Origin of the sequence: Nocardia sp. BMG111209, assembly GCF_000381925.1 — a bacterium.
Taxonomy (GTDB): domain Bacteria; phylum Actinomycetota; class Actinomycetes; order Mycobacteriales; family Mycobacteriaceae; genus Nocardia.
This window is the reverse complement of record NZ_KB907307.1, coordinates 2,573,847-2,591,213: the sequence shown is the minus strand read 5'-3', so window position 1 is coordinate 2,591,213 and position 17,367 is coordinate 2,573,847. Positions and strand designations below refer to the sequence as shown.

General features: G+C 69.5%; 19 protein-coding genes. 6 read left to right on the top strand and 13 right to left on the bottom strand.

Going from position 1 to position 17,367, the window contains the following annotated elements:
• Positions 1–8: 8 nt before the first annotated feature.
• The gene (locus tag G361_RS0111950; protein ID WP_019927315.1) at positions 9–722 is read right to left on the bottom strand and encodes an anti-sigma factor; all 714 of its coding nucleotides are present in this window, start codon (positions 720–722) and stop codon (positions 9–11) included.
• Complete coding sequence (sigK, locus tag G361_RS0111945) at positions 715–1,383, bottom strand: ECF RNA polymerase sigma factor SigK (RefSeq protein WP_019927314.1); 669 nt, start codon at positions 1,381–1,383, stop codon at positions 715–717. Before sigK (G361_RS0111945) ends, G361_RS0111950 begins: the two co-directional genes overlap by 8 nt.
• Before the next feature lie 375 nt (positions 1,384–1,758).
• Here sigK (G361_RS0111945) and sigK (G361_RS0111940) point away from each other — a divergent pair, with 375 nt between their 5' ends.
• The 3 genes from sigK (G361_RS0111940) (at position 1,759) to G361_RS0111930 (ending at position 4,337) form a co-directional block, all read left to right on the top strand.
• The gene (sigK, locus tag G361_RS0111940) at positions 1,759–2,391 is read left to right on the top strand and encodes an ECF RNA polymerase sigma factor SigK (protein ID WP_019927313.1); all 633 of its coding nucleotides are present in this window, start codon (positions 1,759–1,761) and stop codon (positions 2,389–2,391) included.
• Positions 2,388–3,128 carry an anti-sigma factor gene (locus tag G361_RS46865; protein ID WP_019927312.1) on the top strand — a complete coding sequence of 247 codons (741 nt, stop codon included), beginning with the start codon at positions 2,388–2,390 and terminating at the stop codon, positions 3,126–3,128. Before sigK (G361_RS0111940) ends, G361_RS46865 begins: the two co-directional genes overlap by 4 nt.
• A gap of 210 nt (positions 3,129–3,338) precedes the next feature.
• Positions 3,339–4,337 carry an alpha/beta hydrolase family protein gene (locus tag G361_RS0111930; RefSeq protein ID WP_019927311.1) on the top strand — a complete coding sequence of 333 codons (999 nt, stop codon included), beginning with the start codon at positions 3,339–3,341 and terminating at the stop codon, positions 4,335–4,337.
• Positions 4,338–4,352: 15 nt separating this feature from the next.
• Here G361_RS0111930 and G361_RS0111925 read toward each other — a convergent pair whose 3' ends face one another.
• Positions 4,353–4,712, bottom strand: a complete 360-nt coding sequence (locus tag G361_RS0111925; protein ID WP_019927310.1) for an Rv2640c family ArsR-like transcriptional regulator — start codon at positions 4,710–4,712, stop codon at positions 4,353–4,355.
• 103 nt (positions 4,713–4,815) lie between these two features.
• Here G361_RS0111925 and G361_RS0111920 point away from each other — a divergent pair, with 103 nt between their 5' ends.
• From G361_RS0111920 to G361_RS0111910, 3 genes are read left to right on the top strand one after another with little or no spacing between them, the layout of a single operon-like run.
• Positions 4,816–5,322: an ArsI/CadI family heavy metal resistance metalloenzyme gene (locus G361_RS0111920; protein ID WP_019927309.1), complete on the top strand. Its 507-nt coding sequence runs from the start codon at positions 4,816–4,818 to the stop codon at positions 5,320–5,322.
• Positions 5,310–6,155 (top strand): aquaporin, encoded by an 846-nt coding sequence (locus tag G361_RS0111915; protein WP_019927308.1) that lies wholly within the window; start codon positions 5,310–5,312, stop codon positions 6,153–6,155. The genes G361_RS0111920 and G361_RS0111915 overlap by 13 nt, the downstream gene beginning before the upstream one ends.
• A 16-nt stretch (positions 6,156–6,171) precedes the next feature.
• Positions 6,172–6,582: an arsenate reductase ArsC gene (locus G361_RS0111910; protein ID WP_036494110.1), complete on the top strand. Its 411-nt coding sequence runs from the start codon at positions 6,172–6,174 to the stop codon at positions 6,580–6,582.
• Between the two features lie 139 nt (positions 6,583–6,721).
• On the opposite strand, the gene G361_RS0111905 is transcribed toward G361_RS0111910, so the two are convergent.
• From G361_RS0111905 to G361_RS0111860, 10 genes are read right to left on the bottom strand one after another with little or no spacing between them, the layout of a single operon-like run.
• Positions 6,722–7,825, bottom strand: coding sequence for an acyl-CoA dehydrogenase family protein (locus tag G361_RS0111905; RefSeq protein WP_019927306.1), 1,104 nt, complete (start codon positions 7,823–7,825; stop codon positions 6,722–6,724).
• Positions 7,822–8,979 carry an acyl-CoA dehydrogenase family protein gene (locus tag G361_RS0111900; protein ID WP_026342955.1) on the bottom strand — a complete coding sequence of 386 codons (1,158 nt, stop codon included), beginning with the start codon at positions 8,977–8,979 and terminating at the stop codon, positions 7,822–7,824. Before G361_RS0111900 ends, G361_RS0111905 begins: the two co-directional genes overlap by 4 nt.
• An 11-nt stretch (positions 8,980–8,990) precedes the next feature.
• Positions 8,991–9,599 carry a hypothetical protein gene (locus G361_RS0111895; RefSeq protein ID WP_019927304.1) on the bottom strand — a complete coding sequence of 203 codons (609 nt, stop codon included), beginning with the start codon at positions 9,597–9,599 and terminating at the stop codon, positions 8,991–8,993.
• A 23-nt stretch (positions 9,600–9,622) separates the two neighbouring features.
• Complete coding sequence (locus tag G361_RS0111890) at positions 9,623–10,924, bottom strand: MlaD family protein (RefSeq protein WP_019927303.1); 1,302 nt, start codon at positions 10,922–10,924, stop codon at positions 9,623–9,625.
• Positions 10,921–12,036 carry an MlaD family protein gene (locus G361_RS0111885; protein ID WP_026342954.1) on the bottom strand — a complete coding sequence of 372 codons (1,116 nt, stop codon included), beginning with the start codon at positions 12,034–12,036 and terminating at the stop codon, positions 10,921–10,923. The genes G361_RS0111890 and G361_RS0111885 overlap by 4 nt, the downstream gene beginning before the upstream one ends.
• Complete coding sequence (locus G361_RS0111880; protein ID WP_019927301.1) at positions 12,033–13,136, bottom strand: MCE family protein; 1,104 nt, start codon at positions 13,134–13,136, stop codon at positions 12,033–12,035. Before G361_RS0111880 ends, G361_RS0111885 begins: the two co-directional genes overlap by 4 nt.
• Positions 13,133–14,188 carry an MCE family protein gene (locus G361_RS0111875; protein ID WP_036494109.1) on the bottom strand — a complete coding sequence of 352 codons (1,056 nt, stop codon included), beginning with the start codon at positions 14,186–14,188 and terminating at the stop codon, positions 13,133–13,135. Before G361_RS0111875 ends, G361_RS0111880 begins: the two co-directional genes overlap by 4 nt.
• A gap of 3 nt (positions 14,189–14,191) precedes the next feature.
• Positions 14,192–15,253, bottom strand: a complete 1,062-nt coding sequence (locus tag G361_RS0111870; protein WP_019927299.1) for an MlaD family protein — start codon at positions 15,251–15,253, stop codon at positions 14,192–14,194.
• Entirely contained in the window at positions 15,250–16,509 is a 1,260-nt protein-coding gene (locus G361_RS0111865) for an MlaD family protein (protein ID WP_019927298.1), read from the bottom strand. Before G361_RS0111865 ends, G361_RS0111870 begins: the two co-directional genes overlap by 4 nt.
• 3 nt (positions 16,510–16,512) lie before the next feature.
• On the bottom strand, positions 16,513–17,367 hold the full coding sequence (locus tag G361_RS0111860; protein ID WP_019927297.1) for an ABC transporter permease: 855 nt from the start codon (positions 17,365–17,367) through the stop codon (positions 16,513–16,515).

Below are 17,367 nucleotides of genomic sequence, written 5' to 3'. Positions count from 1 at the left end.
CCGGCATCTCAGTCGATCGGCACCGCGGCGATGGGGTCGGTGGTCGGCAGGGGGGAACCACCGGCCGGTTCGATCGTGACGGCGACCGTACCGGCGTCACCGAGGTGCACGATCAGGGGATCACCGGCGGTGGGGAGGGTGTCGAGCAGTCCTGCCGAATGTGGTTGTCCCGCTGCGGGTATCAGCCACAGTTGGATGGTGTGCCCGGTGGCCGGTCGGGGCACGGTGTCGAGTGCGATCGCTGCCGCGTCCAGTTGGCGGGAGGCGTCGACGATGAGGGTGCCGCCGCCGGCGACCGCGATGGTGCGTACCTGCGCATCGGCGTGGGTGCGGATCTGCTGGGCCGTGATCGTCGCGGAGACGTGGTGGTTGTGGTACGCGACGGCTCCGATGCCCGTGGCGCTCCCGAGGATCAGCACCGCCGCCGCGGCGGCGAGCAGGCGACGGGAGATCCCGAGGGGGCGTGCCGGTTTCGGCGCCGCGGGCAGCGCGGCGAGCAGGGCCGCCTCGAGATGCGGTGGGGCGGGGACGGAATCGGCGGCGGTCATGGCGGCGAGGGTGTCGCGAACCGCTCTCACGGTCGCCCGGAACTCGGTGGCGGTGGGCTCGTCGGCGCGGTCCAGCGCATGCTCCACGGCGCGGCGGTCCGCGGGCGACAGCGCGTCGAGCGCGTACGGGTAGGCGAGATCGGGTAGATCCGCGTGCCGTGGGATGTCAGTCATCGGTCACCGATCCGGTCAAGCAGGTCCGCAGGCGTGCGAGTCCGTCGCGGATTCGGGTTTTGACGGTATTGAGGGGGATGCCCAGCCGCCGGGCCACCTCGGCGTAGGTGTGGCCGCCATAATAGGCCAGCGCCACGGTCTCGTGCTGGGTGGCGGTCAGCACGGCCAGGCAGTCGGCGACGGCACGTTCGTCCGCGCGCTGGTCCACGGTCTCGGCGACGATGTCGTGGTCGCGGCCCAGATGCCGGTGACCGTAGGTGAGTTCGCGACCGGCGGCGGAGGTTTCGCTGCGCACCCGGTCGACGGCGCGGCGGTGGGTGAGCATCATCAGCCAGCCGATCGGGCTGGCCAGCCGGTCGTCGTACCGCCCGGCCAGTGACCACACCTGCAGGTAGACCTCCTGGGTGACCTCCTCGGCGGTGGCCCGGCGGCGCAGCACCCGCAACGCCAGGCCGAACACCCGGTGCTGGGTGGCTCGGTAGAACTCGGTGAACGTGTCCCGGTCGCCGTCGGCGATCCGCGCCAGCTGGGCCGCCAACTGCCGATTGTCCGCACCGGACTCGCCGGCGTGGACCGGGCACGAATCCGGTGGTTCGGGTGGGTGCTCACCGGTGAGATCGAGGCCGGTCGGGCGGAAACGCTGATCATCTGCCATGGTCATCCGTTTTCGGATCGGACGTGCGCGGATGTGGGTGCACGATTCAGGTCGGCGAGCCCCTGCCCACAGATCGGTAGTACCGGAGGGTAGCTGTGCGGGCCGCGTTGCGCGACATCCCGGGTGGAGAACGTTCGCTCGCAGGGATTCCGCGGCCGGACCGAAAAGATTCGCCGGCCGACCAAACCGGGGCCCGCCGGACCACGAAGTCCCTCCCATGAGGACAACCATGGAACCGGTTCACCCTTGCGTCGCTGTCGGATTCGCATTGTCCGGGACCGCTGTGGCGACGGCCGCCTGATGCCGGCCACGGCCGTCGGCACCCGCCGGACCCGGCCCGATCACTGCGAACCGCTTCGGAGGAATCATGCAGGTACGGGCGTGACCGAACCGGACGACGGAGTGTCGTCGGCGTCCCGGCAGCTCGTTTCGGTGGCCGAGCCGGAGGCCGACGAGACCTCGTCCGCGCGGATGGCCGAACTGCTCGCGGCGGTCGCGGACGGTGATCGGGACGCGTTCACCGTGTTGTATCGCCGGACCAGCCATCGCGTATTCGGACTCGCGCTGCGCACGGTGCGCAACCGCGCCACCGCCGAGGAGATCACCCAGGAGGTGTATCTCCAGGTGTGGTCGCTGGCCGGACGCTACGACGAGCGGATGGCCGGTCCGATCGGCTGGCTGATGATGCTCACCCATCGGCGCACCGTCGACCGGATCCGCGCCGACAGCGCCGCCAGCGGACGCGAAACCGTCTACGGCGTGGCGGTTCTGAGCCGCGACTACGACAGCGTCAGCGAAGCCGTGGAACAGACGCTGGAGGAACGCGCCGTCCGCGGCTGCCTCGGCACGCTGACGCCGGTGCAGCGGGAAACGATCATGCTCGCCTACTACGGCGGCCTCACCTATCCGGAAGTGGCCGAGCGCCTGGGCATTCCGCTGGCGACGGTGAAGGCCCGCATCCGTGACGGACTGAAGAAGCTGTCGGTGGCGCTGTCGGGACGGGGGCTGCGATGAATCCCGTCCCGTCGGATCCCGAACTGCTCGATCTGGCCTACCCGTACGCGCTGGACGCGATGGGCGAATTCGAGCGCCGGGCCATCGAACGGCGGCGGCGTCGCGCCGACCGGCTGACCGCCGCCGAATTCGACGCGGTCGTCCACATCGTGCGCGGCACGCTCGCCACGATGAGCATCCTGACCGCCAGCCCGGCACCTCCCGAGCTGGAGCGGCGGATCATCCGCGCACTCGACGACGCCGTGCGGACCTCGTGCGACCCGGTCCTGATCGCACCGGTTCCGGAGACCCGCCGTCGCGTCCGGTTCGGCACGGTCGTGGCGGCGGTGGCGATCGTGCTGGCCCTCGGCGGCGGTGCGGTCGCCGTTCATGGGCGTCTGGCCGATCGTCCCGGTCCCGGCGACGAGCGCGTCGCCGCGGGTCCCGACACCGCGCCGGACATCCGCGTGGCCGAGGTGCGGACCGGCGGACGACTGGCGATCCGCGCCTCGGCGTCCTCGAGGACAGCGGAGGTCCGCTTCGACGGCGTGCCCGCGCCGGCGGCCGGGCAGTCCTATCAGATCTGGCTGGTCGCCGAGGGTGCACCGCCGCGCTCGGTCGCCGTCGTGCCGGCGCTGCCGGCCGGTCCGGTGTCCGTGCCGTACCGGGCCACGGACGTGCTCGCGCTCACCGTCGAGCCGGCCGCCGGTTCACCCCAGCCGACGAGCGAGCCGATCGCCACGCTCGGCCCGGCCTGACGACCGTGAAACCCGTTGCGCCCGAGGCTGATATACATTGTGCGGGCGGCCCGCCCCTGTCGCTCGCACCGGGCTGCGCGAAACAACGTGTGCGACCGGCAAACCATCGACCCGGGCAGGGCGAAGTCCTACCGCACCGCGATTCCGAGACCGACGCAACCCGGACAGAAGGGGACGATTGTGGGAACTCGATCCATACGTTCGACGGCAGTGCACTGGGGTCTGGCGTGCGCGCTGCTCGCCGCCACCGGAATGGCGGTGACGAGCGCACCCGTCACCGCCGCACCGGATACCGCCGGGGTCGTGTCCGCCGAGCCCGCCGGTGATCGGCAGGAGATGGTCACCGTCTTCTCCCCGGCCATGAACAAGACCGTCCCGATCCAGGTCCTCCATGCCGCGGACCCCGCACCACGACCGACGCTGTACCTGCTCAACGGTTCTCAGGGGGGACCGAACGAAAGTGGTTGGGACGCACAGACCGACGCGCTGGACTTCCTGCGCGGCCAGGATGTGAACGTGGTCAACCCGATCGGCGGCAGCAGTTCGTACTACACCGACTGGCTGCGTGACGATCCGGTGCTCGGCCGCAACAAATGGCAGACCTTCCTCGACGACGAACTGCCACCGATCATCGAGGAGTATCTGCACGCGGACGGGAAACGCGCCGCCGCCGGTGTGTCGATGAGCGGTACCTCGGTGCTGAATCTGGCCATCGCCAAACCCGGATTCTGGAACAGCGTGGCCTCCTACAGCGGATGCGCGCAGACCTCCGACCCGGTCGGGCACGAGTTCGTGCGCATCACGGTCGAGAACTGGGGTGGCGCAAGCAGTGTCGAGAACATGTGGGGTCCCGCCGACAGTCCCGTCTGGCGCGCCAACGATCCGCTACTGCACGCCGAACAGCTGCGCGGAACCGCGATCTATCTCAGTGCCGGCAACGGTGTTCCGGCGGCGCCGCACGACACCCCGGCCGATCGGCGCGTGCAGGAGGGCCGGATCCCGTTGCCGGTGCAGATCGCGTTCGGAGGACCGATCGAAGCCGCGATCCACTATTGCACCGTGAACCTCACCGATCGGCTGCACAGTCTGAATATCCCTGTGACAGTGGACGATCGGCCGGACGGTACCCACTCGTGGGGCTATTGGGAGGACGAATTGCATCGGTCCTGGCCGTTTCTGGCGCGGGCGATCGGTAGCCGGACGAACTGAGGCGGGTGGCCGAGTTCACGTGCAGCAGTTGGGGTCCAGGACCCGGCACAGCGCGGCGAGCGCGTCCCGGCGGCCGCGGTGGAGCACGTTCATGCCGTGGCGTTCGGAGTCGACCAGGCCGGCCTTGCGCAGCTGCGTGAGATGGTGGGAGACAGTCGATTCCGACACGCCGACCGCCGCCGCGAGGTCCCCGCTGTTCTCCGCACCCGCGGGACTGGTCAACAGCAGCGACACCAGCTTCACCCGCACCGGATCCGCGAGCGCCTTCAACCGCAGCGCCACCTCGAGCGCGGCGGCGTCGTCGACCGGGGCGGCGGCGACGGGCGTGCAGCAGACGGGGGCGGACATGTCGATCACGGGCAGTGCCTTGGGCATGTGACCGACTCTACCCGCAGGTATTGACATATGTCGTAAAGGTGGCAGACTCGGCACTCGCCAAGCTTTTCGATATATGTCTCACAACTGTGGAGGTTCGGCCATGTCCCGTGTGCAGCTCGCTCTCAACGTCGACGATCTCGACCGGGCGATCGCGTTCTACTCGACCCTGTTCGGCACCGCACCGGCCAAGCTCGAGCCCGGCTACGCGAACTTCGCGATCGCCGAACCCCCGTTGAAGCTCGTGCTGCTGGAGAACCCCGGCTCCGGCGGCACCCTCGACCACCTCGGCGTCGAAGTGGAGACCTCCGGCCGGGTCCACGCCGAGATCGCGCGCCTGTCGGACGCGGGCATGTTCACCGAGGAACAGATCGCCACCACCTGTTGCTTCGCCACCCAGGACAAGGTCTGGGTGACCGCCCCGGACCGCGAACGCTGGGAGGTGTACACGGTCCTGGCCGACAGCGAGACCTTCGGCGCCGCACCGGAATTCGCCGGTGCTGCGGTCACGGCCTGCTGCGGCCCGGCCACCACCACGGCCGAGAGCGCATGCTGTTCGGCCGAGACGAAGGCCGCTGCCGTCGCCTCGGGTGCGCAGTGCTGCGGCTGACCTCCACCGGGCGAGCGCTGCTGGCCGAGTTCATTGGTACCGGTGTGCTGGTCGCGGTCGTCGTCGGGTCCGGTATCGCCGCACAGCAGCTGTCGCCCGGTCAGCCCGGTCTGGAGCTGCTGGAGAACTCCACCGCCACCGTCCTCGGGCTGGCCGTGGTGATCCTGCTGTTCGGACCGGTCTCCGGCGCTCACCTCAATCCGGTTGTGTCACTGGCCGACTGGCTGACCGGCCGCCGCACCCTGGCCGGTCTCGCGGGCACCGTTGCCTACATCGCGGCGCAGACCGGCGGTGCGGTCGCGGGCACGGTCGTCGCCGACGCGATGTTCGATCAGGCCGCCGTGCACATCTCGGCGCACCACCGCGTCACGGGTGGGCACCTGCTCGGCGAAATCGTCGCCACCGCAGGCTTGATCGCGCTCGTCACCGCCTTGGCCCGCACCGGCCGCACCGCTGTCGCCCCGGCCGCGGTCGCGGCGTGGATCGGCGCGGCCTACTGGTTCACCTCGTCGACCAGCTTCGCCAACCCCGCCGTCACGATCGGCCGCATGTTCACCGACAGCTTCGCCGGCATCGCCCCCACCTCCGCCCCCGCGTTCATCGCCGCCCAACTGCTCGGCGCACTACTCGGCCTCGCCATAGCCACACTCTGCTACCCCACGCCATCCGCTACCGACGGAACTACCGCCGTCGCCGACGCCACCGCCGAGACCGCCACCACCGGGACCCGGACCGCCGGGACCACCGCCGCCGTCAACCCCGCCACTGCCACCGCCGGGACGGAGACCGCCGTCGCCGGGACCGCCGTCGCCGAGCCTGCCACCGCTGACTGAAAGAACTTGCTGCGCAATGACTTCCACCCCACCCAGCGTGTTGTTCGTGTGTGTCCACAACGCCGGACGCTCGCAGATGGCTCAGGGCTTCCTCACCGCGCTCGCCGGTGATGCCGTCGAGGTCCGGTCCGCCGGTACCGAACCCGCCGACCGGATCAATCCCGCCGCCGTCGCGGTCATGCGTGAAGTCGGCATCGACATCACCACCGCGACGCCGAAGATCCTCACCGCCGATACCGTCGCGACCTCCACCGTGGTCGTCACCATGGGCTGCGGCGACACCTGCCCGTATTTCCCCGGCGTCGAGTACCGCGACTGGACACTGCGCGACCCGGCCGGTCAGGACATCGCCACCGTCCGGGCGATCCGCGACGACATCCGTGCACTCGTGCAGGAACTCGTCGCCGAACTGCTCCCCGGCACCTGAATCACCTTGTCGGGCAAACGTTCTCCACCGGGACGGCGAGCGCGGCCGCGTCTCCGGTTATCGGCGGGCCGGTGCCTCCGCCGATCGGCGGACCGTCCGGACGCGGCTCACGGGTCGGCCATGCGGCGGCGGCAGGTGTTCACATCCCGGTCCGGTTGCTCGTCTCGTGGCTGCGCACCAGTTCCCGGCCGACCCGTTCCAGGTAGCGATCGGGGCTGCCCAGCAGGCGGCTGTAGCTCAGCAGTCGCTTGAGGTAGAGGTGTGCGTCGTGCTCCCAGGTGTAGCCGATACCGCCGAACACCTGGATGGCCTGATCGCCCACGCCGGCCAGGCGGCCGGAGAGGGCCTTGGCTCGCAGTGCGGCGAGGTGGCGCTCGGCGGGATCGGCGGCGTCCGCGGCCCACGAGGCGTACATCACCGCGCTGCGGGCGAGTTCGACCGTCTCGTACATGTCGACACAGAGGTGGGCCACAGCCTGGAAGCCGCCGATGGGCCGTCCGAACTGCCGGCGCGTCTTGGCGTGGTCCAGCGTCATGGCCAGTAGTCGGCTCGCGGCGCCGAGCGCGTCGGCCGCGCCGGCGACCAGGACGTCGTCGGTCAGCGCCGCGACCACGTCGTAGTCCGCGGTGGCGAGCACCACACCCGGTGCGTCGTCGAGGGTCACCCGAAACATCTTGCGGCTCTGATCGATTCCGCTCCGGGCCTCGATCCGGACGGCCGGTGACGCGGTCGGCACGGCGATGAGGACCGCGGGCCCGTGGTGCTCGGCCGCCACCAGCAGGACGTCGGCGGCCGCGGCGTCGGGTACCTCGTCGAGCACTCCGTGCAGCACCGCGCCGTCGCGTTCGTGGCTGAGGTCCGAGGCGCCGGCCCACGGGAGGGCGACCGTCGCGATGGTGGTCCCCGCGGCGAGGCCGGCGTACGGGTCGGTGGCGCCGAACCGGTGCAGGGCTCTGGTGGCGGCGACGGCGCTCGACAGCCACGGGCCCGGGTGCAGCGCGGCGCCGAACTCCTCGCCGACCATCGCGGCCTCGACCATCGACAGGCCGAGACCACCGTGCTCGGCGGGTACCAGCACGGCCGTGGCACCGATCGCGGCCAGACCCCGCCAGACCGGGTCGGTCATGCCGGTCGGGTCGTTCAGCAGGGGACGCACATGATCCGCCACGGTCGCCTGATCGGCGAGAAACCGGCGGGTCGTCTCGCGCAGGGCCGATTGTTCGGCGGTCGGTTCGAGGTTCATGATCGTGGCAATCCCAGGACGCGGCGGGCGGTGATGTTCTTGTTGATCTGGGTGGTGCCACCGGCGATGGTCAGCGCTCGCGCGGTCAGGCGGAAGTCGGCCCACGGTCCGGTGGCGCCGTCCTCGCACAGCGTGTCGAACGCCAGTTCCGCCAGATCCTGACCCAGTTCGCCCCAGACCGATTTGGCCAGGCTCGCGTCGGCGAAACCGTCACCGCCGTGCAGCCCGGCGGATATCGCGCGCTTGCACAGCACCTCCAGGCAGGCGATCCGGACGTCGAGTTCGCCGAGACGGCGCAGCACCGCGGGATCGTCGGTCGCCACGCGGCCGCTGATCTCGGTGGTCCCGAGATCGGAAACCAAGTCCAGCAGGCGAACTCGCATCTCGGCGTACAGCCGGGCCGCACCCGCCCGCTCGTGGCTCAAGGTGGTGGCCGCGACCTGCCAGCCGCCGTCGAGCGGACCGAGCAGTGCGTCCGCGGGTACTCGCACCTCGTCGAAGAAGACTTCGGCGAAATCCGCGTCGCCGTTCAGGGTGACCAGCGGCCGGGCATCGATGCCCGGTAGCGACATGTCCACGATCAGGCACGAAATACCCTTGTGCGGTGGCGCTTCGGGGTCGGTCCGCACGTAGAGCTGGCACCAGTCGGCGCGGTGGCCCAGCGAGGTCCAGATCTTCTGCCCGGTGACGACGAACGAATCGCCGTCGCGCACCGCGCGGGTCCGCAGGGACGCCAGGTCGGATCCGGACTCGGGCTCCGACATGCCCTGGCACCAGATGTCGTCCGCGCGCTGCATGCGGAGGAGCAGCTCGTGCCGTTGTGCCGCAGTGCCGTACTGCATGATCGCGGGAGCGATGTTGTTGATCCCGATGATATTCAGCGGGACCGGGACTTTCGCCCGGGTCGTCTCTTCGGCGTAGACGAGTTGCTCGAGCGGCGTGGCCTCGCGCCCGCCGTACTCGCGAGGCCAGGCGACGGCGCCCCAGCCCGCGTCCGCCATCTTCGCGTTCCAGGCGAGCAGGGTGGCGAAGGCGTAGGGGTCGGTGCCGCGATGTTTCCCGGCGGCGATCACGTCCGGAGTCAGATGGGCCGCGAGCCAGGTGCGGATTTCCTTGCGGAACCGCACGGCCTCGTCGGAGTAGGAGAAATCCACGTTCTTCCTTTTCACGGCAGGAACACGCGACTGGCCAGCCAGCGGCCGTCGACGAGGTCCATCGTCATCTCCACCCGGCTGCGGTCCACCCGGGCGTCGGGGGAGGCGGAGTTGGTGACGGTCTGATCGATGAACAGCAGCACCTCGACCTTCCGGGTCGTGGCCGATTTCACCGCCGCGTCCAGGACGGTTCCCTTGCCGCTGGCCTTGTTGTCCTGCAACAGCTGCCGCAACTGGCCGCTGGAGCGGGTGTACATATCCTTGAAATCGCCGGTGGCGCCGTCGAGTACGGCCTTGAAGTTGCCGTCGAGATTGTTCGCGTCCACATTCGTCAGGGTCACCGCGTAACTGCGCGCCGCGGTCAGCGCAGCCTGCGACGCGGAGTCGATATCGTTGTGCTGCTTCAGTTTCCAGCCGAAGATCGCGGCGAGGGTGGTCGCGGCGATCGCGACGACGACGACCAGGACGGCGGCGGCGCGGCGGACGCCGCGCCCGGACGGCAGCCGCCGCCGGTCCCGGATTTCCGTGGTGCGGCGCCGTTCCGGCTCCGCGGAATCGGAATCGGGTTGTGCCGTCTCGTCTTTCGCATCCGTGTGCACGTCGGTGTCGATATCGTTCATGGGATTCCTCGTGATTCGCTGGATCACTTCGGCGGGTCGCCGTATGCCGGTCCGCCGTAGGTGAGTGGGAAGGACTGCGGGCCGGTCGGGACCTCGCCCGCTCGGTCCTGTTCGTGGCCGGGTGGCGCCACCGCGGGGTCGGATTCGCCGGGCGGGCGCGGGGCGTTGCGTGCGCCGCGGATCAGGACCGACGGATCGTCGTCCGGGCAGGAGGTGTACAGATACGGCGCGGGGAAGTCCGGTCGCGACGGCTGTGATCGCGGATGGTCGTAATCGCAGGTCGGATGCGGGTAGAGGCTGACGATTCCCCAGATCCCGCCGTCGTGGATCGCCTCGTCCGCGATGGCGCCGAGCGTGGATCCCGCCCGCCCCTGCGGGAAGAAGAACTCCTGGAACGCGGGTATGCGGACGTAGGCCATCTGACCGACGGTGAGGAGGTTGCCGAGCAACTGCACCATGGTCGGGGAGTTGTCGGCGATGAGGCCGTCCATCACCTGCAACATGGCGGGGGTGGTATCCACCAGGGTGCCGAAGCCGCCGTTCATCTTCGCCACGCCCTGCATCACCGCATCGGTGTTGCTCGCGGCTCGTTGCAGGCCGGGGCCGGAGTCCGCGACGAGCGTGAACACGGTGCGACTGTCCCGCAGCAGGCCGACGGTCTGGGGCAGGACCGAGTCCAGTGTGGCGATGAGGAAGGTGCCGCCGTCGATCACCTGGGCCAGCTTCCGCGGCCCGGCCGGGCCGATGCCCAGTTCCTTGATGATGCCCCCCAGCTGGGCCGGATCGATCTGGGCCAGCATGGTGTCCATCGAGGCCAGCGTCTTCCACAGCGGGGCCGGTGTGGAGGTGCGGTCGGCCGGTACGACCGAGCCGCTGGTCAGATACGGGCCGGAATCGCGGTCAGGTTCGAAGTCCAGATACTGCTCACCGGCCATCGACAGCGTCTTCACGCTCACCTGCCCGTCGGCCGGAATCCGGGTGGCGGCATCGTATTCGGCGACGGCGACGACTCCGTCGCGGGTGATTTCGACGGAGCGGACCTTACCCACCGGCACGCCCCGCAGCGCGACGGCCCGGCCGGGCAGCAGCCCGCCGGAATCGGCGAGTTCGACTCGCACCGTGGTGGTTCGAGCGGTCGGGTCGACGCCCAGCGCGCCGAAGGTCATGTACAGCAGGCCGAGGACGAAGACCAGGCCCAGCCCGGTGGCCGATCCGGCCAGTCGCCGCCGCTTCGCGAAATCGCCTGCCGTCAGCAGTATTTCGCTGGGACGCTCGAGCAGCCACCGGCGGGGGAGGCCGGGCCGGGGTTCCGGACGGCGGGTCATCGGCCGGGTCCGGTCGCTCGGTCGCGCAGCCGCAGCAGCGTATAGGTGAGGCTGCCGACGAACGCCTGCCAGTCCGTGCTGTCGGGGATATGACTGCCGGAGGTGTCGCCGGGGTGGGCCGGGTCCGGCAGGGCGCCGACGGCCAGGTCGGACCATTCTGCGTCGGCGTGGGCCGCGGCGCCGTTGGTGGTCTTGGTGACCGGGCCGATCACGCCGTTGAGGGTGTTCAGGCTGGCTTTCGGATCGTGGGCCGCGGCGGCGAGCTCGCGCGAGATCGTGTTGAGATTCGCGATGATGCCGGAGGCCTCGCTGCCGTTGACGGCGGGCAGTTTCTCCAGATCGCCGGTGATGGCGTCGATCTGCCGGACCAGTGTCAGGGCCTGCCGGGCATTGTGGTCGATCGTGGTCATAGCCGGTCCGGTCGCGTCGACGAAGTCGTTCAGGGTGTTCTGCTGCGCGGACAGCACGCCGATGAGCCGGTCGATCCCGTTCAGCGCGGCCTTGATGTCCGCGGAGCGGTCGGCCAGCGCGCGCACGAGCCGGGTGGTGTCGGCGATGAGGTCGGCGACCTGGTCGCCGCGGTTGCCGACCGCCTTGCCCAGGCCGTTGACCAGCGTGGTGAGGTTGCGCACGGCGCCGCCGTTGACCAGCAGCGATGCGGTGGTCAGGACCTCCTCGATGGTGGCCGCGGCCGACGTGGCATCCAGTGGGATGCGGTCGCCGTCGCGCAGATCCGGTGTCGCCGCGGTGGCGTCCGCCGGTGGGCTGATCGAGACGAATACGTCGCCCAGCGGTGTGGCGGTGCGCAATTCGGCGTGGCTGCCCACCGGCAGCACGACATCGTGCCGGATCCGCATGGTCACCACGGCGGTGAAGTTGTGCACCGCCGTGCCCGAGACGTCGCCGACGTCGGCGCCGCCGAGGCGCACCTTCGCCCGGGCCGGCAGGTTGAGGGCATTGGTGAACTCGGCGTGGATCGTGTAGGTCCCGCTGCCGGGGCCGGGGGCCGGCAGCGGCAGCCGATCCAGGCCCACCCCGCAGCCGCTGCCCGCGCCGGCGACGGCGGCCGCACACGCGGCGGCCATCGCCACTCTGAGCGAACTGGTTGTCATTTCTGTTGCCTCGCAATAGCTTCGAGCATCGCGGTGAGACCGAAATCGGGCCCGAAATCCTGTAATGTGCCGGTGGCGCAGCCCAGTTGGCGCAGCCCGAGGGAGTTGCAGACCTCCTTCACCAGCTGGCTGTCGAAGACGATCTTCTCCAGCAGTGGATGGGCTCGGACGCCGTGATGCTGGAAATCGACTGCGGCATAAGCGTTGTCGAGCAGCAGGGGGCTGAGATCGATGAACTCCGCGAGCTGGTCGCGATAGTCGGCCAGCGTGCGCAGGAGGACCGCCGAATCGCCGACCGTCGTCGCGATGGCCGGCCGATCCTGGGTGAGCAGGTCGGTGGCCTGCCGGATCAGGTCGTCGATGGCGGTTCCGGTGGTGCCACTGCCGAGATCGAGATCGGCGAGCAGGTCGGTCATCTGACCGGCGGCCGTGTCGAACTGCCGGATCTCCTGGTCGTGCTGTGCGGCGGCATTCGTCAGGCGCGCGAGCTGGTCGACGATATCGGTGATCTTGCCGCGGGTTTCGGCGCCGCCGTCGCTGCCCATGGCCAGCGCCCGGGCCAGGGCGTCGAGCGTGGCCTTCATCTCGGGACCGCTGCCGGTGGTGGTGGCCGCCGCGGTGGCGAGCAGGCGCGCGACGGGTCCGTCGCCGGGCCGGTCACCCTGGAGCTGCCCGGCCATCCGGTCGGCCACGCCGAGCAGTTTGTCGAATTCGACGGGGGTGCGGGTGTGGTCGAGCCCCAGGTGCGCGTGGTCGGCCAGCGCCGGGCCGCCGCGGTAGACGGGCGTGAATTCGACGTGCCGGTCGGTGAGCACCGAGGTGGAGACCGTGACCGCGGTCGCGTCGGCCGGGATCCGGACCGACGGTTCGAGTTCCATGGTGACCTCCACCCGGGTGCCCTGTGGCTCGAGGTGGGTGATCTTGCCGACCGGCATGCCGAGTACGGCGACCGAATTCCCGACGTACAGTCCGGCGCCGCTGTCGAACGAGGCGGTGACGGTGTGGTTGTGGTGGGTGAGGCCGGTGGCGTCACCGGAGCAACCGGCGACCACGCTCAGCGCCAGCGCCAGCAGCGATCCGACGATGGTGGACGCTCTCATTTGCAGTCCTCGAAGTACTGCGGCAGATTCAGTTGCTGTGCGCGGCCGCTGAGCGCGCACATGAACGAGTCGATGAGGGGACCGGCGGTGTCGGTGACCTCGAGTTCGTTGGCCGTTCCGGTGGCATTGGTGAAGTTGCGCACCGGAATCGGAAGTATCTGCAGGAAGCTGCGGATCAGATCGTCGTGTGCGGTGAGGCTGCCGAGGAAGCCGTTCAGCCCGGCGAGCAGCCGGTCCAGCCCCGGCCGGTCGTCGACGGTGAGGGTACGCAGCTGCGTGACCAGCCGGGTGGTGCCCGCCATCAGCTTCTCGATGGCGTCGCGGCGAACAACGATCTGCTGCAACAGATCTCGGCCCTGCCCGACCACCGCCGAGAGGGTCTGCTCCTGTGCGGACACGAGCGCGGTCAACCGCTGGGTGCCGGTGAGCAGCGAGTTCAGCTGATCCCGATGCTGGCCCAGGATGTTCGCCAGCGACTGGATGTTGCGCAGCATGTCCGGTAGCACCTCGGGCAGCCCCGCCAGCTGGGTGGCCGCGGTGTTCAGCGAGGCCGCGAGTTGCCGGGTGTCGAGTTGGTCGAAGGTGACGGTGGCGTCCTGCAGGGCCTGTTGCAGATCGTAGGGAACCGCGGTCTGCGCCAGCGGAATTCGCTGGTGCGGCAGGTCGGCCGCACCCGCGGGCCGCAATTCGACGTAGCGGGAGCCGAGCAGGGTGGTCAGCTTGATCGATGCCCGGGTGTCGCGTCCGAGGTGTACCGAGTCACGGATCCGCATGCCGACGACGACGCGGTCCCCGTCGAGGCGTTCGCCGGTGACGGTGCCGACCGGTACGCCGGCGACGGTGATCGGATCACCCGCGCGCAGCCCGGCCGCCTGCGCGAATTCGCCGTCGTAGCGCCGATCCCCGGGCCCCCAGGAATTGATCACGACCACGACGGCGAGCACCGCGACCAGCGCGATCATGGCCGTGACACCGAGCGAGCTCTTGCGATGCTGGTCCAGGGGACGGCGGACGACGGCTATCGTCCGGCGGAAGTAGTTGTGAGAGTTCATGATTCACCTACACATCGCGGAGTGTTGAACCGTGCCGGACGGGGTCGCGGCGGCGACGATGGTCGCGACCACCGTCGACAACGCCGGAACCAGGGTCACGTCGAAGGTGCACGGGTAGATGTCGAGATAGGCCCCTTCCTGGGTGACCCGGGCCAGACCCTGGAACATCGGGGGAAGGTTGTAGCCGAGATAGGCGAACGCGTCCTTGTCGGCGTTGACGTGCGCGGTGAAACCGGGCCCGCGATGCAGCAGGTCGTTCAATTGCGGTTCGGCGGAGTCCATCACGGCGCCGACCTGTCCGGTGAGCACGGCGACCCGATCGAGGGTGCCGGTCAGTTCGTCCCGGTGACGGCTCAATCCGTCGATGAGCGTGCGTGATTGGGTCAGCACCGTCTGCAATCCGGCGCTGCGGCCGGAGAGTCCGGAGACGACGGTGTCGAGATTCGCGATGATGGCGCCGAGCACCTGATCCGGTCCGGCCAGTGACTGTGCCAGCGAGGCGGTTTGGGCGACGAGCGCGGCGAGGGAGCCGTTGTCCCCTTGCAACGCCTTGACCAGGGCGTCGGTGAGATTGTTGACCTGCGCGGTGTCCAGGCCACCGAACAGCGGCTCGAACCCGTTCAGCAGGCCCGACAGATCGAACGACGGATCGGTGTGATCGAGCGGGATGACCGCGCCCGCGGGCAATGCCGCCGGGTTGCCGACCTGCGAGGGAGCCAGGCCGAGATAGCGCTGGCCCACCACGTTCTGATAGGTGATCGAGGCCCGGGTGGTGCCGAACAGCTGCTGATCGGCCTGCACCCGGAAGGTGACCTTCGCCCGGACGCCGTCCGGATCGGCGCGGTCGGCGCCGTCCAGGTCGACGTGGTCGACCCGGCCGACGCGGACCCCCGCCATCCGGACGTCGTCGCCGGAACGCAGTCCGGACACATCGCTGAAAATGGCGGAATACGTTCGGGTGGAACCGTTCACACCGCGATCGAGGGTGTCGAAGGTGATCCACAGCAGGGCCGTGGCCACGACCAGGAAGACACTGAGGCCCAACAGCGGGCGGCGGTATCTCATCGGGGTCCTCCCGGCGGCGTGGTGGCGGCGAGGATCTGTGCGAGCAGCGATTCGGTCGCGGCCGGATCGCCGCCGAGGATGGCGCTCAGCGGATCGGCTTGCGCCGCAGCCGGATCGGGCGCCGGATAGGTGCGCGACGCGAGTGCGGCCGGAAGCTGCGGGGTCGGTACCGATTCCGGTGCGGTGCGGCAACTGGCTCCGGCCAGCGCGCCGTAGCGGGGGCAGTCCGCGCGGGTGTACAGATCGTGCGGAGTGAGCTCCAGGACGAATTTACCCAGGCCCACGTTCTGGTCCCGCTTCCAGAACTCCCGGGTGAAGTTGCCGGACAGGCGCGTGATCACCTCGACGATCTCACTGAACGAGGGACTGCCCGCACCCCAGACGTCGAGGACCGGCGCCATCTGCCGGTTGGCGGTGACCAGCTCGTCGGCGTGCCGGTCCAGGCCGCCGGCCACGGTGGCGGTCGTGGAATTGCCCGCCGCCAGCAGCCGAACCAGGCCGGCGTCCTGTTCGGCCAGGGTGCGTTCGGAGACGACCGTGTGGTGCAGGGCATCGAGCAGATCCGGTGCCGCCCGGTCGAGTCCGCGCACCGCCTCGGTGAGTTCGGTGATCGTGGACGGCCCGCCGTCGGGGGTGGTCAGGGTGTCGAGCCGGTTGACGATCTCGTCGAGTTGCCGGCCGGCGTCGAGCAGGGTGGCTCCCTTGCGGTCGGTGGCCTGCGCGACGGCCGCCAGCACGCCGACGGTGGTGTCGCTGCCGAGTCGGCTTGTCGCCGCGATGATTTCGCGCAACTTGGTGAGCGCGGTCTGCAGCTGCACGGTGGACAGACTGTGGTCCTGGGGGATGAGGTCGTGCGGCCGCAATCCGGGGGCCGGGCCGTTGTCGACCAATTGGATCGAGGAGACGGCGAAGACGTTGCTGGGCACCACCCGCGCCGTCACGGTGCGTGGAATGGTCTCGGCGAAGGACGGATCCAGCGCGATCCGGACCCGATTCGGTTCGCCGTGCGCGCCCGGGTCGACGCCGTCGACCGTACCGACCAGCGCGCCACGGAATTTCACGTCGGAGCGGGCGGGCAGTCCGTCACCCAGCTGCGCGAGTACCGCGGTGACCGGGACGGTGGACTCGAAGGTGCCGGTGGATTTCAGCAGCAGCACACCGACCGCGAGGGCGGCGGTGGCCAGCATCGCCACTCCGCGCAGGACCAGCGCACGTCCCGACGGCCCGCGGCCGTCGGTGTCGAACAGGATCAGCATCGGTCAGCCACCCAGCCGTGCACTGGCGCCGATTCCCCAGATCGCCACCGTCAGAAGGAGATTCACCACGATCATCACGGAGATGGCGGCACGCATGGCGCGGCCGGTGGCGACTCCCACGCCCTGCGGTCCGCCTGCGGCATAGAACCCGTAGTAGCACTGGATCGTCGAGGTGATGGCCACGAAGACGACGGCCTTCAGCACCGAGTAGGCGATGTCGGGACCGTTGAGCACCAGCGTGAAGTAGTGCTGGTAGGTACCGCCGGACAGGCCACCGGAGACGCTGACGATCGTTTGCACGACACCGTAGTTCACGCCGAGGCAGACCAGATACAGCGGGATCACCGCGAGCACCGAGGCCGCCAGCCGGGTGCTGACGAGATAGGGGATGGGCCGGATCGCGACCGACTCCATCGCGTCGATCTCCTCGGAGTTGCGCATCGCGCCGAGTTGCGCGGTGAACCGGCAGCCGGCCTGCGCGGCGAAGGCCAGCGACGCCATGATCGGCGCCACCTCCCGGGTCGCGGCGGTGGACGCGATCAGGCCCACCGCCGGTTCCATGCCCAGCAGGTGCAGGGCGTTGTAGCCCTCCAGCCCGATGATCGCGCCGCTGGCACCGCCGAGCACGATGATCACCCCGGCGGTGCCGCCACCGACGACGATGGATCCGTTGCCCCAGGTCACATCCGAGAGCAGGCGCAGGAATTCCTTGCGGTAGTGGCGCATCATGAGCGGGATCGAGGTGACCGCGTGCAGGAAGAAGGTCGCGATGTGTCCCTGCCGCATGAAGCCGCGCGCGGCTGCCTCGAAAGTGCCGGATACATAACGGGTTCCGTGTGGATGGTAGGTCGCGCCCAT

What these genes read in the sequence shown, in the direction of transcription:
- G361_RS0111950 (WP_019927315.1), bottom strand. Translation starts at nt 722, where the DNA reads ATGACTGACATCCCACGGCACGCGGATCTACCCGATCTCGCCTACCCG.
- G361_RS0111905 (WP_019927306.1), bottom strand. Translation starts at nt 7,825, where the DNA reads ATGAACCTCGAACCGACCGCCGAACAATCGGCCCTGCGCGAGACGACC.
- G361_RS0111875 (WP_036494109.1), bottom strand. Translation starts at nt 14,188, where the DNA reads ATGAACTCTCACAACTACTTCCGCCGGACGATAGCCGTCGTCCGCCGT.
- G361_RS46865 (WP_019927312.1), top strand. Translation starts at nt 2,388, where the DNA reads ATGAATCCCGTCCCGTCGGATCCCGAACTGCTCGATCTGGCCTACCCG.
- G361_RS0111890 (WP_019927303.1), bottom strand. Translation starts at nt 10,924, where the DNA reads ATGACCCGCCGTCCGGAACCCCGGCCCGGCCTCCCCCGCCGGTGGCTG.
- sigK (WP_019927314.1), bottom strand. Translation starts at nt 1,383, where the DNA reads ATGACCATGGCAGATGATCAGCGTTTCCGCCCGACCGGCCTCGATCTC.
- G361_RS0111885 (WP_026342954.1), bottom strand. Translation starts at nt 12,036, where the DNA reads ATGACAACCAGTTCGCTCAGAGTGGCGATGGCCGCCGCGTGTGCGGCC.
- G361_RS0111870 (WP_019927299.1), bottom strand. Translation starts at nt 15,253, where the DNA reads ATGAGATACCGCCGCCCGCTGTTGGGCCTCAGTGTCTTCCTGGTCGTG.
- G361_RS0111910 (WP_036494110.1), top strand. Translation starts at nt 6,172, where the DNA reads ATGACTTCCACCCCACCCAGCGTGTTGTTCGTGTGTGTCCACAACGCC.
- G361_RS0111860 (WP_019927297.1), bottom strand. Translation starts at nt 17,367, where the DNA reads ATGGGCGCGACCTACCATCCACACGGAACCCGTTATGTATCCGGCACT.
- G361_RS0111865 (WP_019927298.1), bottom strand. Translation starts at nt 16,509, where the DNA reads ATGCTGATCCTGTTCGACACCGACGGCCGCGGGCCGTCGGGACGTGCG.
- G361_RS0111880 (WP_019927301.1), bottom strand. Translation starts at nt 13,136, where the DNA reads ATGAGAGCGTCCACCATCGTCGGATCGCTGCTGGCGCTGGCGCTGAGC.
- G361_RS0111920 (WP_019927309.1), top strand. Translation starts at nt 4,816, where the DNA reads ATGTCCCGTGTGCAGCTCGCTCTCAACGTCGACGATCTCGACCGGGCG.
- G361_RS0111925 (WP_019927310.1), bottom strand. Translation starts at nt 4,712, where the DNA reads ATGCCCAAGGCACTGCCCGTGATCGACATGTCCGCCCCCGTCTGCTGC.
- G361_RS0111895 (WP_019927304.1), bottom strand. Translation starts at nt 9,599, where the DNA reads ATGAACGATATCGACACCGACGTGCACACGGATGCGAAAGACGAGACG.